The organism is Crossiella sp. SN42 (genome assembly GCF_023897065.1).
Lineage (GTDB): Bacteria > Actinomycetota > Actinomycetes > Mycobacteriales > Pseudonocardiaceae > Crossiella.
Map to the genome: position 1 here is coordinate 1 of NZ_JAMHIV010000007.1, position 15,548 is coordinate 15,548.

At 71.6% G+C, this 15,548-nt stretch carries 19 protein-coding genes; 14 read left to right on the forward strand and 5 right to left on the reverse strand.

Annotated features, from left to right (window positions below; all coding sequences use genetic code 11):
- Positions 1 to 11: 11 nt before the first annotated feature.
- Positions 12 to 560 (reverse strand): ABATE domain-containing protein, encoded by a 549-nt coding sequence (locus tag M8C13_RS09880; RefSeq protein ID WP_252480214.1) that lies wholly within the window; start codon positions 558 to 560, stop codon positions 12 to 14.
- Positions 561 to 642: 82 nt separating this feature from the next.
- Between M8C13_RS09880 and M8C13_RS09885 the strand changes: the two genes are divergently transcribed.
- The 8 genes from M8C13_RS09885 to M8C13_RS09920 all read left to right on the forward strand — a co-directional run bounded on the left by M8C13_RS09885 (position 643) and on the right by M8C13_RS09920 (position 7,570).
- Entirely contained in the window at positions 643 to 1,512 is an 870-nt protein-coding gene (locus M8C13_RS09885) for an alpha/beta fold hydrolase (RefSeq protein ID WP_252480215.1), read from the forward strand.
- A 101-nt stretch (positions 1,513 to 1,613) separates the two neighbouring features.
- Complete coding sequence (locus M8C13_RS09890) at positions 1,614 to 2,180, forward strand: EXLDI protein (protein ID WP_252480216.1); 567 nt, start codon at positions 1,614 to 1,616, stop codon at positions 2,178 to 2,180.
- A gap of 119 nt (positions 2,181 to 2,299) precedes the next feature.
- Positions 2,300 to 3,265, forward strand: a complete 966-nt coding sequence (locus M8C13_RS09895) for an ATP-binding cassette domain-containing protein (protein ID WP_252480217.1) — start codon at positions 2,300 to 2,302, stop codon at positions 3,263 to 3,265.
- Positions 3,262 to 4,056 (forward strand): ABC transporter permease, encoded by a 795-nt coding sequence (locus M8C13_RS09900; protein WP_252480218.1) that lies wholly within the window; start codon positions 3,262 to 3,264, stop codon positions 4,054 to 4,056. The genes M8C13_RS09895 and M8C13_RS09900 overlap by 4 nt, the downstream gene beginning before the upstream one ends.
- A gap of 196 nt (positions 4,057 to 4,252) precedes the next feature.
- Positions 4,253 to 5,398 (forward strand): hypothetical protein, encoded by a 1,146-nt coding sequence (locus tag M8C13_RS09905; RefSeq protein WP_252480219.1) that lies wholly within the window; start codon positions 4,253 to 4,255, stop codon positions 5,396 to 5,398.
- Positions 5,399 to 5,456: 58 nt separating this feature from the next.
- Positions 5,457 to 6,377, forward strand: coding sequence for a DUF5829 family protein (locus M8C13_RS09910; RefSeq protein WP_252480220.1), 921 nt, complete (start codon positions 5,457 to 5,459; stop codon positions 6,375 to 6,377).
- Between the two features lie 54 nt (positions 6,378 to 6,431).
- The gene (locus M8C13_RS09915; protein ID WP_252480221.1) at positions 6,432 to 7,055 is read left to right on the forward strand and encodes a Sua5/YciO/YrdC/YwlC family protein; all 624 of its coding nucleotides are present in this window, start codon (positions 6,432 to 6,434) and stop codon (positions 7,053 to 7,055) included.
- A 17-nt stretch (positions 7,056 to 7,072) separates the two neighbouring features.
- Complete coding sequence (locus tag M8C13_RS09920; protein WP_252480222.1) at positions 7,073 to 7,570, forward strand: pyridoxamine 5'-phosphate oxidase family protein; 498 nt, start codon at positions 7,073 to 7,075, stop codon at positions 7,568 to 7,570.
- Here M8C13_RS09920 and M8C13_RS09925 read toward each other — a convergent pair.
- The 4 genes from M8C13_RS09925 to M8C13_RS09940 all read right to left on the reverse strand — a co-directional run bounded on the left by M8C13_RS09925 (position 7,567) and on the right by M8C13_RS09940 (position 10,536).
- Positions 7,567 to 8,379, reverse strand: coding sequence for an alpha/beta fold hydrolase (locus M8C13_RS09925; RefSeq protein ID WP_252480223.1), 813 nt, complete (start codon positions 8,377 to 8,379; stop codon positions 7,567 to 7,569). The two genes, M8C13_RS09920 and M8C13_RS09925, sit on opposite strands and share 4 nt — an antisense overlap.
- A gap of 78 nt (positions 8,380 to 8,457) precedes the next feature.
- Positions 8,458 to 8,994 (reverse strand): hypothetical protein, encoded by a 537-nt coding sequence (locus tag M8C13_RS09930; protein WP_252480224.1) that lies wholly within the window; start codon positions 8,992 to 8,994, stop codon positions 8,458 to 8,460.
- A 37-nt stretch (positions 8,995 to 9,031) separates the two neighbouring features.
- On the reverse strand, positions 9,032 to 9,661 hold the full coding sequence (locus M8C13_RS09935; RefSeq protein ID WP_252480225.1) for an NAD(P)-dependent oxidoreductase: 630 nt from the start codon (positions 9,659 to 9,661) through the stop codon (positions 9,032 to 9,034).
- Positions 9,662 to 9,666: 5 nt separating this feature from the next.
- Complete coding sequence (locus M8C13_RS09940) at positions 9,667 to 10,536, reverse strand: EamA family transporter (protein ID WP_252480226.1); 870 nt, start codon at positions 10,534 to 10,536, stop codon at positions 9,667 to 9,669.
- 53 nt (positions 10,537 to 10,589) lie between these two features.
- Here M8C13_RS09940 and M8C13_RS09945 point away from each other — a divergent pair, with 53 nt between their 5' ends.
- The 6 genes from M8C13_RS09945 (at position 10,590) to M8C13_RS09970 (ending at position 15,543) form a co-directional block, all read left to right on the forward strand.
- On the forward strand, positions 10,590 to 11,087 hold the full coding sequence (locus M8C13_RS09945; protein WP_252480227.1) for a MarR family winged helix-turn-helix transcriptional regulator: 498 nt from the start codon (positions 10,590 to 10,592) through the stop codon (positions 11,085 to 11,087).
- Position 11,088: 1 nt separating this feature from the next.
- Complete coding sequence (locus M8C13_RS09950; RefSeq protein WP_252480228.1) at positions 11,089 to 11,901, forward strand: class I SAM-dependent methyltransferase; 813 nt, start codon at positions 11,089 to 11,091, stop codon at positions 11,899 to 11,901.
- A 33-nt stretch (positions 11,902 to 11,934) separates the two neighbouring features.
- Positions 11,935 to 13,047 carry a serine hydrolase gene (locus M8C13_RS09955; RefSeq protein WP_252480229.1) on the forward strand — a complete coding sequence of 371 codons (1,113 nt, stop codon included), beginning with the start codon at positions 11,935 to 11,937 and terminating at the stop codon, positions 13,045 to 13,047.
- A 20-nt stretch (positions 13,048 to 13,067) separates the two neighbouring features.
- Positions 13,068 to 14,201, forward strand: a complete 1,134-nt coding sequence (locus M8C13_RS09960) for a glycosyltransferase (protein WP_252480230.1) — start codon at positions 13,068 to 13,070, stop codon at positions 14,199 to 14,201.
- Positions 14,202 to 14,279: 78 nt separating this feature from the next.
- The gene (locus M8C13_RS09965; protein ID WP_252480231.1) at positions 14,280 to 14,771 is read left to right on the forward strand and encodes a GyrI-like domain-containing protein; all 492 of its coding nucleotides are present in this window, start codon (positions 14,280 to 14,282) and stop codon (positions 14,769 to 14,771) included.
- 13 nt (positions 14,772 to 14,784) lie between these two features.
- Positions 14,785 to 15,543: an alpha/beta fold hydrolase gene (locus M8C13_RS09970; RefSeq protein ID WP_252480232.1), complete on the forward strand. Its 759-nt coding sequence runs from the start codon at positions 14,785 to 14,787 to the stop codon at positions 15,541 to 15,543.
- The last annotated feature ends 5 nt before the right edge of the window (positions 15,544 to 15,548 follow it).

The following is a 15,548-nucleotide window of genomic DNA, read 5'->3' on the forward strand; positions in this document are numbered from 1 at the left end:
AACCGGCGCGGCTAGCCCTTGTGCCGCTGGTAGTAGCGCGCCACCCGGGCCCGGTTGCCGCAGCGCTGCGCCGAGCACCACCGCCGCCGCGGATGGGCGGGCAGGAACAGCAGCACGCAGTCCTCGCTCTCGCACTCCCGCACCCCGGCCACCGGCCCCGCGATCAGCTCCGCCACCGCCTCGGCCAGCTCCGCCCCCACCCGCTGCGCGGCCGAACCCGACCGGACCCGGCGCACCACCACCCCGCCGTCCCAGCTCAACTCCTGGTGCACCGGCGCGGCCCGCTGCAACTCGGTCAGTCCCGGCAGCACCTCCGTCGGCGGCACCTGCCCCTGCCGCAGCGCCGCCACCGCGGCCGCCGCCAGCTCGCGCGCCGCGAACACCACCTCGCGCACCACCTCGGTGTCCGGGGGCGCGGACAACCGGTCGGACTGCACGGCCAGCCACTCGCGCAGTCCCTCCGGTGTGGCCAGCAGGTCCACCGGCTCGCCGCCGAGGTGCGGACGCGTGTTGAGCAGGTCCAACGCCAGCTGCTCACCGGTCAGCGGGAACTCCACCATGTACCTAATGCTACCGCACCGCCTTGACGCATTAGTCGACAACGGTCTACTAATGCATCAAGCGACCAGAAAGGCATGTGACATGACCGCGCTGACCCTGCCCCGGATCACCCACCGGCACGTCGAGGTGGACGGACTGCGGATCTTCTACCGGGAGGCCGGCCCGGCCGAGGCGCCCACCTTGCTGCTGCTGCACGGTTTCCCGACCGCCTCGCACCAGTTCCGCCGCCTGTTCGAGGCCCTCGGCTCCGACTACCACCTCATCGCCCCCGACCTGCCCGGCTTCGGCCACAGCGACACCCCGGACCCGGCCGAGTTCGCCTACACCTTCGACCACCTCGCCGAAGTGATCACCGGCTTTGTCGACGCATTGGACCTGCGCCGCTACGCCCTCTACGTCTTCGACTACGGCGCACCGGTCGGCTTCCGCCTCGCCGAGGCCAGGCCGGAGCGGGTCGCCGGACTCGTGGTGCAGAACGGCAACGCCTACCAGCAGGGCATCTCCGCACTGTTCCAGCAGCTCCTCGACCTGCGCCCGGACCAGCCCGGCGCCGAGGAGGTCCTGCTGCGCGAGGTCTCCAGCGGCTCGCTCGACCTGCAGTACCTCACCGGCGTGCGCGACCGCTCGCTGGTCGACCCGGACGGTCCCGCCCTGGACCAGCGGCTGCTCGACCTGCCACTGCACCAGCGGGTCCAGGTCCAGTTGATGTTCGACTACCACCGCAACCTGGAGCGCTACCCGGACTGGCAGCACTGGCTGCGCACGCACACCCCGCCCACGCTGATCACCTGGGGCCGGGCCGACCCGTTCTTCACCGAGGCCGGCGCGCACGCCTACCTCCGCGATCTTCCGGAGGCCGAGCTGCACCTCTTCGACACCGGTCACTTCGCCCTGGAGGAGCGTCTGCAGGAAATCGCGACGCTCATCGCGGAGTTCCTGGACAAGCTCTGACCTGCATGAACGGGGCCGGTCGCGCGATCCTTGCGCGACCGGCCCTATCTACGTACACTCATACGTATAGCAGGCCGAGGGGTGGGGGTTAGGATGCTGTCGTGCCGAACAAGACGATCTACGTTTCCGGTGATGACCTGGAGCTGTTCGCCCGAGCGCAGGAGCTCGCCGGGGGCAGCCTCTCCGCCGCGATCGTGGCCGCGCTGCGCCGGTACGTGGACATGGAAGAGGGCAGGGCCGCCGGTTTTGACGAGGTCGTGGTCAAGGTCGGGCCCGGCGTCGGCCGCAAGGTGCGCTTCTCCGGCGTGCTGCTCGGCGAGTGGGGCAAGGCCAGCGACCATCGGGTCGAGGTGTACCGGGTCTACCGCTCGCGCACCGGCAAGTTCGTGCTGCACATCGACCGCTCGCCGGAGTGGACCGCTGGCGAGCCGGGTAGTGAGGGCACCGGGCCGGCCGAGGGCTGGCGCGGCCTGATCGGCATGGGCCAGAACCAGAGCTGGTCCAGCTTCCTCGGCCTCAGCGAGCAGACCTGGGGCTTCAACGAGGGCGAGGCCACCCTTGAGGTGGTCGAGACCGTGGCCGAACTGCAGGCCAAGATCCCGGCCGAGCTGTACAGCCTGATCGCCAGGGCCGCCGAACAGCCGCCCGTCGAGGACCTCGACATCTGATCCACCGCTTCCACCCGCGGTAGTTCCGCCCGGCTGAGCACGCCGGGTCTCTTCGCGCTGCCCATCAAGGGCCGAGCGCGCCCATCGACATTCGCAAACGGAAACGAAGTGAGCACATCATGACAGTCACGTCCGCCCGGTCGGCGATCACGGTGACCGGCCTGCACAAGTCCTTCGGCGAGCACGTGGTGCTCGACGGCCTGGAGCTGGACGTCGCCGAGAGCACGGTCTTCGCCCTGCTCGGCCCCAACGGCGCGGGCAAGACCACCGCGGTGCGCATCCTGTCCACGCTGATCAGCCCGGACCGCGGACAGCTGAGCGTGGCCGGGCACGACGTGGTCGCCGACCCGGCCGGAGTGCGCGCCGCGATCGGGGTCACCGGGCAGTTCTCCGCGGTGGACAACCTGCTCACCGGCCGGGAGAACCTCCAGCTGATGGCCGACCTCAACCACCTGCCCACCCCGGCAGGCCGCCGCCGCGCCGCCGAGCTGCTGGCCAAGTTCGACCTGGTCCAGGCCGCGGACAAGCTCGCGGCCACCTACTCCGGTGGCATGCGCAGGCGGCTGGACCTGGCCATGACCCTGGTCGGCTCGCCGCGGGTGATCTTCCTGGACGAGCCCACCACCGGGCTGGACCCGCGCAGCAGGCACACCATGTGGGAGATCATCCGCGAGCTGGTCGCCGAGCAGGGCGTGACCCTGTTCCTGACCACCCAGTACCTGGAGGAGGCCGACCAGCTCGCCGACCGGATCGCCGTGCTCGACCACGGCAGGCTGGTCGCCGAGGGCACGGCGGAGGAGCTCAAGCGCCGCATCCCCGGCGGGTTCGTCCAGCTGCGCTTCCCCAGCCAGTACCAGCTGGCCGCCGCCGAGCGGATCTTCCCGGCGGGCACGCCCGATCCGCAGTCGCTGACCCTGCAGGTCCCCGGCGACGGCAGCGTGCTGGAGCTGCGCGCCGTGCTGGACCGGCTCGACAGCAACCGCGTCGAGGTCGACCGGCTCACCGTGCACACCCCCGACCTCGACGACGTCTTCTTCGCCCTCACCGGCCACGCGGCCGACGCTGACAAGGAACCCGCCCGATGAGCACGATGACCCTGACCGCCCGGCCCGCCACCATCCGCGACTCGCTGACCATGCTGCGCAGGGACCTGCGGCACGCCCAGCGCTATCCGCTGATGACCGTGGCCACGGTGATGATGCCGCTGTTGATGATGCTGCTGTTCGGCTTCGTCTTCGGCAACGCGATGAGCCCGCTCACCGGGTCCGGCAACTACCTCAACTACCTCACCCCCGGCATCGTGCTGATGGCCATCGGCGCCGCCAGCGGCAGCGCGGTGGCGATCAAGGTCTGCTCGGACATGCAGCAGGGCATCATCGCCCGGTTCCGCACCATGTCGATCAGCCGCAGCTCGGTGCTGATCGGCCAGGTGCTGGGCGGGCTGCTGCGCACCCTGGTCAGCGTCACGCTGATCATCCTGCTGGCCCTGCTGATGGGCTTCCGGCCGACCGCCGGACCGGGGGAGTGGCTGGCGGTGTTCGGCCTGGTCACGCTGGTGATCGTGGCCTTCACCTGGCTCGCGGTGGCCATCGGCCTGGTGGCCAAGACCGAGGGCGGGGCCAACACCGCGGCCTTCCCGCTGCAGTTCCTGCCCTTCCTGAGCAGCGCGTTCATCCCGCCGGCCGCCATGTCCGACGGGGTGGCGCTGGTCGCCCAGTACCAGCCGTTCACCCCCATCGTGGACACCCTGCGCGGGCTGCTCACCGGCACCCCGATCGGCTACAGCTGGCTGATCGCGATCGCCTGGTGCCTCGGACTGGCGATCTTCGGCGCGGTGATGGCGGTCCGGCTCTACAACCGCGATTCGTCGCAGTAACGTAACGTCGCACAAACACAACGCAAACCAAACTCAGTTCGACTCGATCAACCCGACCAGCCCTGGTTGACCGCCGATAATGTTCACTTATCGGAGGTCAACCAGGGCTTTCGTCTACGATGCCCAATCGCTCCGATTGGATTTCGTTTCGTGTCGTTACGTGTGCGCGCGACGGAAGTAACGCTACGATTCTCCGGTGACCGTCGAAGTCAGCCGCGAGCCCGGAATATGCAACTACCCGGGCTGCACCCGCCCGATCGCCCGCACCGGCGGCCCAGGGCGCCCCTCGGAGTACTGCGACCTGCCCGAACACACCCGCTGGCGGGCCTGGCGGGAACGACAGCGGCTGCAACAGGGCGAGGAAGCAGCCGAATCCATCGTCACCGTGACGAAACAAACTGGACCAGTGACAGCGGCCCGACTACGCGCTGACGAGCTTCTGACCCAGTTCCGCACGCTGGCCGGCCAGCTGAACCAGACCCTCAACTCCGCGGTCACCGAACTGTCCACCCTGGCTGACCCCAGCGCCGCCGAAGCCCAGGTGCAGGCGGTCCAGGCCGACGCCGCCCGCCGGATCGCCGAGGCCGAGGCCACCGCGGTCGCCGCCGAAGCGGCCCGCCGGGAAGCCGAGACTGCCAGGGCCCAGGCCGAAGCCGCCGCGGACGACGCGGCCAGCGCCGCCGAGGCCGCGGAGCAGGAAGCGATCACCGCGCTGGCCGCCCGGGACCACGCCGAAGCCCAGGCCGAGGCCGCCACCCGCCAGGCCGCCGAGGAGGTGCTGGCCGCCCGCAACGAGGCCGAGGTGCTGATCAAGGGCGTGCGCCGGGAGGCCGCTGCCGAGATCGACCGCGTCCAGCAGGAGGCGGTGGCCCAGGCCGAGCAGGCCCGTCGCCAGGCGGCCAAGGACGTGGAGGCGGCTCAGCGGGAGGCCGCCGCCTCGGTGGCCCAGGTGCAGCGGGACGCCCAGTCCGCGGTTGAACGCGCCCAGCGCGAAGCCACCAACGCCGTGGCCCAGGCCAGGAAGGAGGCCATCACCGCCACCGAGCAGGCCGACCGGGCCGCCCAGGTCCGCATCACCGCCGCGGACCAAGCCCGCGCCCAGGCCGAGGTCCGTGCCGAACGCGCCGAGCAGACCGCCGAGGACGCCCGCGCTGAGCTGGACCGACTCCGCCAGGAACTCCGCGAGCTGCGGGAGGGCCACGCCCGCGAGCTGGCGGCCGCGGTCGAACAGGCCCGCGCCACCGCCGAGGAACGCCTGGCCGCGCTGGACGAGGCCCGCGCCCAGACCCTGGCCCGCGCCGAACGCGCCGAGCGGCAACTCGACCAGTTGATGTCCAAGTGAGGATTCGGGTCTGTTCGAATCACTAACGCCGCAGGTCAGCGCGATCTAGCATCCGGTCATGCTGCTTCGACGGGTATTACGTGTGATCACGGCCGCCGCACTGGCCGTCCCACTGGCACTGGCCGGTGTCACCGGGACGGCCTCGGCCGAGCCGACGCCTGCACGGCAACTGATGTTCTTCAACCACGGCTACGGGGTGGTCGACCGAGAGACCGCCGACGCCATCGAGCACTCCGCCTACCTGCGGGAGTTCGCCAGCTTCCACGTGCGCACCACCACCGGTGCGGGCGGGCAGACCTGGACCGGCCGCTACCTGATGGGCCGCGAGACCTACTTCGAGATGTTCGGGGTCGGCGACCTGCCCGGCGAGGACGGCAAGCTCGGCATGACCGGCTTCGGCGTCTCCACCGAGAACGCCGGCGAGCTGGAGAAGGTGCGCCAGCGCCTGCGCGACCAGGGCGTGAAGCCGGTGGAGTTCCAGCAGACCAGGGACTTCGGCGACGGCGTGCCGGTGCCCTGGTTCGACGCCATCTTCACCAGCCCCGAGCAGTACGAGTCGCTCAACGCCTGGGGCATGGAGTACCGCGAGGAGTACCTCAGCGATCCGCGCACCAAGATCCGGCCCGCCGCCTACCCCGGCGAGGTCAGCAGGGACCGCTACCTCAACGAGGACTACCAGAAGCACCTGATGCGGGACGTCTCCGCGATGCACATCGGTATCACCGCGCGCGACCTGAAGGTGACGCTGCCGCTGCTGACCGCGGGCGGTTTTGTGGTCACCCCCTTCCCCGGTGGCGTGCTGGTGACCCGCGGTGGCACCACGATGCGCCTGGAGGCCGTGCCGCAGGACCAGATCGGCCTGCGCATGGTCGAGTTCACCCTGAACCGGGACCTGGGCGCGCGTCAGGTGGTGCCGATCGGCCGTTCGACCCTGACCGTCGGCCCCGGCACCCGCGCCGTGTGGACCTTCCAGCGGTGACCTGCCATCACTGACCTGGTCCGGGCGGCGGCCGCGCTGGCCAGTGGCGCGGCGGTGGTGCTGCCCAACCCGCACCCGCTCACCTCGGTGGTGGCCGCCACCACCGCCGAGGCGGTCAACGCGGCCAAGGGCCGCCCGGCAGGCCAGGCGGTGGCGTTGTGGCTGGTCGAGGACGGGCCGTGGGCGGAGTTCGCCGCGGCACTGGACCTCGATCCGCACCAGGTCACCTGGGCCAGGGAGCTTTTGGCCCAGGAACGGGTGACCGCGCTGCTGCCGGTCACCCGCACCGCGCCGGACTGGGTCCAGGAGGCGGCGCGGGACGGGTTTGTGCTCGTGTTCGGCTCCTGCTGGGCGCCGTTGCGGCCGCTGCTCACCCACCCGCTGCGGGTGAGCAGCGCCAACCGCACCGGACACGCCCCGGTTGCCGGACCGGCGGCCGCGCGGGCGGAGTTCCCGCCGGAGGTGCACGTGCTGGCTGCCGGGGACGGCCGCCCCGCGCAGGACAGGCGCGCCACCACCACCGTGCGCCTGACCAGAGCCGGGATCGAGCACCTCCGGCCAGGCGCGCAGTGCCACGCGCACGGCGGAGCGGCTGCCTATCTGGAATACCTGCGCGAACAACGTGCTGCCGGATGTCGAGAACGCGGCGATGGCTCCGTCCCAGGGTTGAGAACCTGAGGACGAGAGGAACGGCCATGCACGCCAACGAGATCACCGAGGTCCTGAACCGGCCGATCAGCCAGGAGCTGCTGGCCCGGGACCTGACCCGCCTGGCCTACGTGGCCAAGGACGGCACCCCCCGCAACGTGCCGATCGGATTCACCTGGAACGGCGCCGAGATCGTCATGTGCACCAGCACGAACGCCCCGAAGCTGGCCTCGCTGCGGGCGAACCCGATGGTGGCCCTCACCATCGACACCGAGGTGCACCCGCCCAAGCTCCTGCTCATCCGCGGCCGGGCCGAGCTGGACGTGGTGGAGGGGATCCCGGCGGAGTACTTGGAGATGAACGGCAGCTACCAGATGACGCCCGAGCAGCGGGTGGTGTGGGAGGCCGAGGTCCGCTCGCTCTATGACGGCATGGTCCGGATCGTGGTGACCCCGACCTGGGTGAAGCTGATCGACTTCGAGACCACCCTGCCCAGCCCGGTGGAGGAGCTGATCCGGCAGCGGGCCGAGCGCCGGCCCGCCTAGGCCGGGCCGGGCGCGGCGACCTCGCGGATGGCCCCGGCGATGGCGCGGAAGTCCTTGCGCAGGATGGATCCGTGCGTGCTGGCGACCTTGGCGTGGATCTTGATGTGCGGGTTGCGGGCGGTCACCTTGGACAGGCTGGCGCGGATCAGCTCCTGCTCATCGCCCTTGCTGCCGAAGGACGATCCCGAGGCGTTCACGTACCGGGCCGGGACGATGATCTCGTCCAGCACCGGGCCCAGGACGCTCTCCCGGGCGAGCCTGCCGACCTCGATGTTGCTCTCCGCCATCTGGGCACCGGTCATCGTCGGCGTCAGCCGCGCCAGGCGCAGCGGCAGCATGGCCACACTCAGCCACCGCCACAGTTTCCGGATCCGCTGCGCCATGGCCTCGTCGTACCAGTCGTAGGGCTGCGCGCCCTCGACGAACACCGCGCCCACGGTGCGGCCGGGGTTGCGGCTGGCCCAGTGCGCCGCGACGAACGCGCCGTAGGACCAGCCCACCACCAGCGCCCGATCCACGCCCCTGGCCGCGAGCACGGCGTCGACGTCGCGGACGTTGGTCTCGAAGGAGTAGTCCGCCGAACGCTTGGACTTGCCGCGGGCCCGCATGTCGTAGGTGATGTGCCGCCAACCGGGCCCCAGCTCGGCGATGGTCCGTCGCCAGTGCACCTGCGAGGCCATGTGGCCGTTGAGGTAGAGCACCGGGATGCCGGGACCGCCGGTGTCGGTGACGGCCAGGGCCGTGTCGTCCACCGGGACCATGCCGGTCCACTTCGCGGTCTTCGGGGCTGTCTCGTTCGCCTCGGCCATGGTCAGCTGCTCCTTGCGCTACTTGGTGTCACTGAGTACCGGTGCAAGGTAGCGTTAACTGCCGGTACCTAGCAACACTTAATAGCGGACGCGCAGCACCGCGGTCTCGCCGACCACGGCCACCGTGGTCACCTTGACCTTGTTGAAGGTGACCGTCACCCCCGCCGGCACGGTCACCACGCTCGGCTCGCTGCCGTCGCCCGCGACCAGCCGCGACTTGCACTGCACCGGTTCGCAGCCGACGGAGAAGTCGCCCCCGGGAACGGTCGGCCCGAACCCGAGCACGGCCGCGCCCTCGCCGATCGACTTCACCGCCAGCCTGGCATTCATGTTCTTGGGCAGCCGGACCGCTGCGGGCTTGGTCATCAGCACCTCGCAGGTCCCGTCGGCGCAGGCGGCGAGGTTGGCGCCGTCGGCCGCCTCCGGCAACGTGCTCGGCGCGGATGGCAGGGCGGGCGAGCTGGCCGCCGGGGTGGAACTGGGCATTGAGGTGGGGCTGGGTGCCGCGGTGGTGGTCGCGGACGTGGCGGGCGGCGGGGCCTGGGGCGGCGGTGCGGCGCACCCGGCGAGGGCGAGCGCGGCCAGTGGGCCGAGCGCGCGCAGCAGTGGCGTCATCCGCCCACCGCACCACAGGTCCCCGGGATCCCTCCCGTCAGTAGGCCACGGTGAACCGGCCGCGGTGCCGTGGCCGTTCCGCCTCGTCCAGCAGCGCCACCGCGAAGTCCTCCATGGAGATCGCGGACTCACCCCGCTCGTCGACCAGCAGCTCGTCCTTGCCCACCCGGTACCGCCCGGTGCGCACCCCCGGCTCCAGCAGCATCGGCGGGCTCAGGTAGGTCCAGTCCACGCCGGTGCTGGCCTCGGCGACGGCCAGCTGGTCCTTGCAGGCCAACGCGATCGGGCGCAGGTGGGCGGGGAAGTCGGCGGTGTGCACGAGCAGTTCGCCGCCTGCCACCCGCAGGCTGGCCGAACCGCCGACCATCAGCAGCCGGACCCCGGTCTCGCGCAGGGCGGTGAGCATGGCCTCGGCGACCTGGACCAGCTCAGGTTCCCGGCCCGGTCGCGGGCGGGTCGCGGTGATCACCAGGTCCTGGCCCTCGGCCAGTTCGGCGATCGCGGCCGGGTCGGTGGCCTCGGCCGCGCGGTGGATCGCCTTCGGGTGCAGGGCGGGGAAGCGGTCGGCTGAGCGGGCCACCGCGGTGACCTGGTGGCCGCGGGCGAGGGCCTCGGTGACGACCCGGCTGCCGGTCGCGCCGGTGGCGCCAAAAACGGTGATGCGCAAGGGAATCAGCTCCTGACGAGGGTGCGGGAGGGGAGTTGGGCGGTGACCACGGCGGCCAGCACGACCAGGCCGCCCAGGCCCTGGACCGGGGTGAGGCCCTGGCCGAGGACGAGCCAGCCGAGCAGGGTGGCCACCAGTGGGCTGAGCAGGCCGAGGAAGGTGACCTCGGTGGGGGAGAGGGCGTTGATGCCGCGGAACCACAGCGCGTAGGACACCGCCGCGCCGATGATCGCCAGGTAGCCGTAGCCGAGCAGGTTCGCCCCGGTCAGCACGGGCGGCGGCGGGCCTTCCACCAGCAGGGTGACCGGGAGCAGGACCAGGCCGCCGGCGACCAGCTGCCAGCCGGTGACCGCGAGCAGCGGGGCCTCGGCGCGCCAGCGCTTGCTGAGCACCACGCCCAGGGCCATCACCACCGCGCCGCCGAGCGCGGCGGCCACGCCGAGGCCGTCCAGGGCGGCGTCGGCGCGCAGCACCAGCAGGCTCACCCCGGCGAGCCCGGCCAGCGCCGCGAGCACGGTCCGGCTGGTCAGCCGGGTGCCGAGCAGTCCAGCGGAGAACCCGGCCACCAGCAGCGGCTGCACCGCGCCCAGGGTGGCCGCGACACCGCCGGGCAGGCGGTAGGCCGCGACGAAGAGCAGGGCCAGGAAGATGCCGATGTTGAGCGTGCCGAGCACGGCTGCGCGCCACCACCACTGGCCGCTCGGTAATCGGCGGGTGATCAGCACGAGCAGCAGACCCGCCGGCAGCGCGCGGAGCACGGCGGCCAGCAGCGGGCGGTCCGGTGGCAGCAGTTCGGTGGTGACGAGGTAGGTCGATCCCCAGATGGCGGGGGCCAGTGCCGTGACCAGCAAGACCCCCAGGCGATTGCTTAGCACTAAGGCAATGTATCTCACCGCTAAGACATCGCTAAGTCATTTAGGATGGGTGCGTGACAGATCACGTCGACCGCGTACTCGCGCAGTGGGCCGCCCAGCGCCCGGACCTGGACGTCTCCCCGATGGCCGTGCTCGGCAGGCTGGGCAGGGCGAACCGGCTCACCGGCACCGCGATGGCCCGCACCTTCGCCGAGCACGGCCTGGACCGGGCCTCCTTCGACGTGCTGGCCACCCTGCGCCGCAACGACCCGCCGCACCGGCTGACCCCGGCCGAGCTGATGCGCTCGGCCATGGTCACCTCCGGCGCGATCACCCAGCGCCTGGACCGGTTGCAGGCCCGCGGCCTGATCACCCGCGAACCCAGCCCCACCGACGGCCGGGTGGTGCACGTCCAGCTCACCGCCGAGGGCAAGGCGCTGATCGACCGGGCACTGCCCGACCACGTGGCCACCGAGGAACGCCTGCTCGCCGGACTCACCCCGCAGCAGCGCACCGACCTCGCCGACATCCTGCGCACCCTGCTGACCTCCTTGGGGGATACCGTTTTCTGACATGTGGACCTGGGACGCGTCGCTGTACGCGGGCAGCGCCGAGCACTACGCGCGCGGCCGCCTCGCCTACCCGGCCGGGCTCGCCGACGCGCTGGCCGCCGAACTGCGGCTGGACGGCACCGGCCGCCTGCTCGACATCGGCTGCGGCCCCGGCTCCCTGACCCTGCCGCTGGCCCGCCTGTTCCAGGAGGCGGTCGGGGTGGACGCCGACCCGGACATGATCACCGAGGCCAAGCGGCAGGCGGCCGGGACGGGCAACATCCGCTGGCTGCGCCTGCGCGCCGAGGAGCTGCCCGCCGGACTCGGGACCTTCCGCCTGGTCACCCTGGCCCAGTCCTTCCACTGGATGGACCGGCCCGTGGTGGCGAAGGCGGTGCGCGGCATGCTGGCCGAGGGCGGGGCCTGCGCGCACGTGCACGCCACCACGCACCAGGGCATCGAGCCCACGGTCCCGCTGCCGCATCCCCGGCCGCCGCACGAGGAGATCACCGGGCTGGTGCGCGAGTTCCTCGGCCCGGTGCGTCGCGCGGGCCAGGGTCACCTGCCGCAGGGCACCGCCGGGGGCGAGGCCGAGGTCTACCGCGCCGCCGGGTTCACCGGTCCGAGGCGGATCGAGGTGCCCGGCCAGGTGGCCATCCGCACGCCCGATGAGGTCGTCGCCGCGGTGTTCTCCCTGTCCAGCTCGGCCCCGCACCTCTTCGGCGACCGCCGCGCGGAGTTCGAGGACCGGCTGCGGCGACTGCTGGCGCAGGCCAGTCCGAGTGGCCGGTTCAGCGAGCAGTTCGACGCGGTGGTCGTCGACCTCTGGCTGTGAAGGCTCTCAGCAACGCCTCGCTAGCTTCGGCGTGTGAGATCAACTCCACGCAGGGTCCTCGCGCTCGTCCTCGCCGCCACCCTGCTCACCCCCGGCACCGCCGCCGCGGACACCCGCCCGGACCTCCAGCGTGAACTCGACGGCATGGTCGCCGCGGGCGTGCCCGGCGTCATGCTCGCCGTGCACAACGGCGACCAGGTGCACCGGGCGCAGGCGGGCGTGGCCGACCTGGACACCGGCGCGCCCGTGCCGGCGCAGGGCCGGTTCCGGATCGCCAGCCTGACCAAGATGCTGGTGGCCACCGTGCTGCTGCAACTGGTGGACAAGGGCGAGCTGGCGCTGACCGACACCCTCGGCCAGCGGCTGCCCGGCCTGGTCCCTGGCGGCGAGGACATCCGCGTCGAGCAACTGCTGCACAACACCAGCGGCCTGACCGACTACATCGGCGCGCCCGAGTTCGCCGACCCCGCGGACTACGTCCACCGCCGGTTCACCCCGGAACAGTTGGTGCGCACCGCCAACGCACTCGGCCACGGCCAGCCCGGCAGCTGGAAGTACGCCAACACCAACTACATCCTGCTCGGCCTGCTCATCGAGCGCGTCACCCGTGACGGCCTGGCGAACCAGCTGCGCCACCGGGTGTTCCGGCCCGCGGGCATGCACGCCAGCGAGCTGCCCCGGCTGCCGCTGCTGTGGGGCCCGCACGCCTCCGGCCACTACCGGATCGACCCCGGTCCCCGGACCGAGCTGACCCACCTGGACCCCTCCTTCGCCTGGGCCGCCTACGGCGCGGTGTCCACTGTGGACGATCTCCGGCGCTTCCAGACCGCGCTCGCCGAGGGCCGTCTGCTCCCGGCCCGGCTGGTCGAGCGGATGCGCACCGAGGCCGTGAGCACCGGCCATCCGGCCTGGCCGCGCTACGGCCTGGGCATCGAGGAGATGAGCACCACCTGCGGCGTGCGGCTGTGGGGGCACACCGGCGCCATCCCCGGCTACTCGACCATGGCCTTCGCCACCGCCGACGCGAAACGGCAGGTGATCATCTCCAGCTCGCTGTTCAGCCCGAAGGACGGCAAGCAGGTGCTGCACATGGTCAACGTGATCAACCTGGAGTTCTGCGGCGAACCTTGGCGGCCGCCGAGCTGAGGCTGGCAGGCTGGCCGGTTGTGCGCATCCTGTTCAGCTTCGTCGGCGGCAACGGACACTTCGAACCGCTCAAACCCCTTGCCCGGGCAGCACAATCCGCCGGGCACACCATCGCCTTCGCCACCGGGCACATGCTGCACGAGGTGGTCGAGGCCGCCGGGTTCACCGCCTTCCCAGTGGGCTCCGGCGGCCCCGACCAGCGCAGCGAGATCACCCCGCTCGCGCCCATCGACCCGGAACGGGAACGCCGCGACCTGCGCGAGGCCTTCGGCAGGCGGATCACCACCGACCAGCTGCCCGGCAAGCTGGAGCTGATCCGGCAGTGGCGGCCGGACGTGCTGGTCAGGGACGAGACCGACTACGCCACCGGCATCGCGGCCGAGGTGCTCGGCCTGCCCTGCGCCACCAACACGTGCATGCCCGCCGGTGGTTTCGCCACCACCGAGGTGGTCGGTGAGCCGCTGCACGAGCTGCGCGCCGCCCACGGCCTGCCACCGGATCCGGACCTGAACGCGTTGCGCCGCCTGGTCCTGTCCCCGCTGCCGCTGTCCTTCCGCGACCCGGCCGACCCGCTGCCCGCCACCGCCCGCGCCTTCCGACCCCTTATCCCGCAGCGCCCGGCCGAGACCCCGGACTGGGTCATCCCCGGCCGCCCGACGATCTACTTCACCCTCGGCACGATCTTCAACCGCGAGTCCGGCGACCTGTTCCACCGGGTGCTCACCGGCCTGCGCGAACTGGACGCCGCGGTGCTGGTCACCCTCGGCCGTCACCTCGACCCCGCCGAGTTCGGCCCGCAGCCCGCCCACGTCCGGATCGAGCGCTACCTGCCCCAGGCCGAGGTGCTCCCGTACTGCGACCTGGTCGTCTCCCACGGCGGCTCCGGCAGCGTCACCGGCGCGCTGGCCCACGGTCTGCCCAGCCTGCTGCTGCCGATGGGCGCTGACCAGCCGCACAACGCCGCCCGCTGCGCCGCGCTCGGCCTCGGCAGCCACCTCGACCCGACCACCGCCACCCCGGAGCAGATCCGGGCCGCCGCGGCCGCGCTGCTCACCGACCCTGGATACGCCGAACGTACCCAGAAGTTCGCCAGCGAGATCGCCGCCCTGCCCGGACCGGGCGTCGCGCTCGACTGGATCACCGCGATGCCCTGATTCGCCCTGCCCGGGGTGTCGATCTGCGGCAGGCTCGTTCGTCGGGTGACCGACAGCCGGATGCGAAAGGGAACTCCGTTGACCGAACCGCAGATCGAGACCCGCGCCGCCCAGCCCTACCTGGGTGTCACCGCCACGGTCACCATGACCAGCTTCCACCTCGTCGCCGACCGCATCGGCGAGATCATCGGCCTGATCGTGGGCCGGGGCGGGAACCTCGCGGGCGCCCCGTTCTTCCGCTACCACGTCATCGACATGGCGGGTGAGCTCGTGGTGGAGGCCGGGGTGCCCACCGCCGAGCCGATGACCGGCGAAGGCGACATCACCCCCGGCGAGCTGCCCGCCGGGCGCTACGTCACGCTCACCCACACCGGCCACCCCGACCAGCTGATCGAGGTCACCGAGAACCTGCTCACGTGGGCCGAGAAGCAGAACCTGACCTGGGACCGGCGCACCTCCGACCGCGGTGAGCACTGGGGCAGCCGGCTCGAGAGCTTCCTGACCAACCCGCAGGAAGAACCCGACATGACCAAGTGGTCCACCCAGCTGGCCTTCCGGCTCGCCGACTGAGAGCAGCTGACCAATGCCTGACACGGTGACCGTCAACGGCGTGCCCACCTGGTACGACGTCCGCGGCGACGGCGAACCCCTTGTCCTCTTCCACGGCGGCATGACCGACGCCCGCTGCTTCGCGGGCAACCTGGACGCCCTCGCCGAGCAGTTCCGCCTCTACCTGCCCGAACGTCGGGGCCACGGCCACACCCCCGACGTCGAGGGCCCGATCAGCCACGACCTGATGGCCGCCGACATGATCGAGTTCATCGAGACCGTGGTCGGCGGGCCGGTGCACCTGGCCGGGTACAGCGACGGCGCGGTGGTCGCCCTGCTGCTCGCGCACCGGCGGCCGGACCTGGTGCGCAAGCTGGTGCTGATCAGCGGGGCCTACGACCACTCGGGCTGGCTGATGACCCCGGAGCCCGGCGGCGAGATCCCCGAGGTGATCACCCGCGCCTACGCCGAGGTGGCCCCGCATCCGCCGGAGCACCTCCAGGTGGTGCTGGCCAAGCTCGCCGCCTCCGCCGCGGCCGAGCAGCTGCTCACCACCGAGGACCTGGCCAGGATCGGCGTGCGCACACTGGTGGTGGCCGCCGACGACGACATCATCAGCCTGGAGCACACCCTCGCGCTCTACCGCGGCATCCCGGACTCCGAGCTGGCCGTGGTGCCCGGCACCTCGCACGCGCTGCTGGAGGAGAAACCCCTGCGCTGCCGGGAGATCGTGGGCGAGTTCCTGCGAGATGAAGCCGTGCCCACCTGGATACCGATCCGACGCGCAGGGTGAATCCG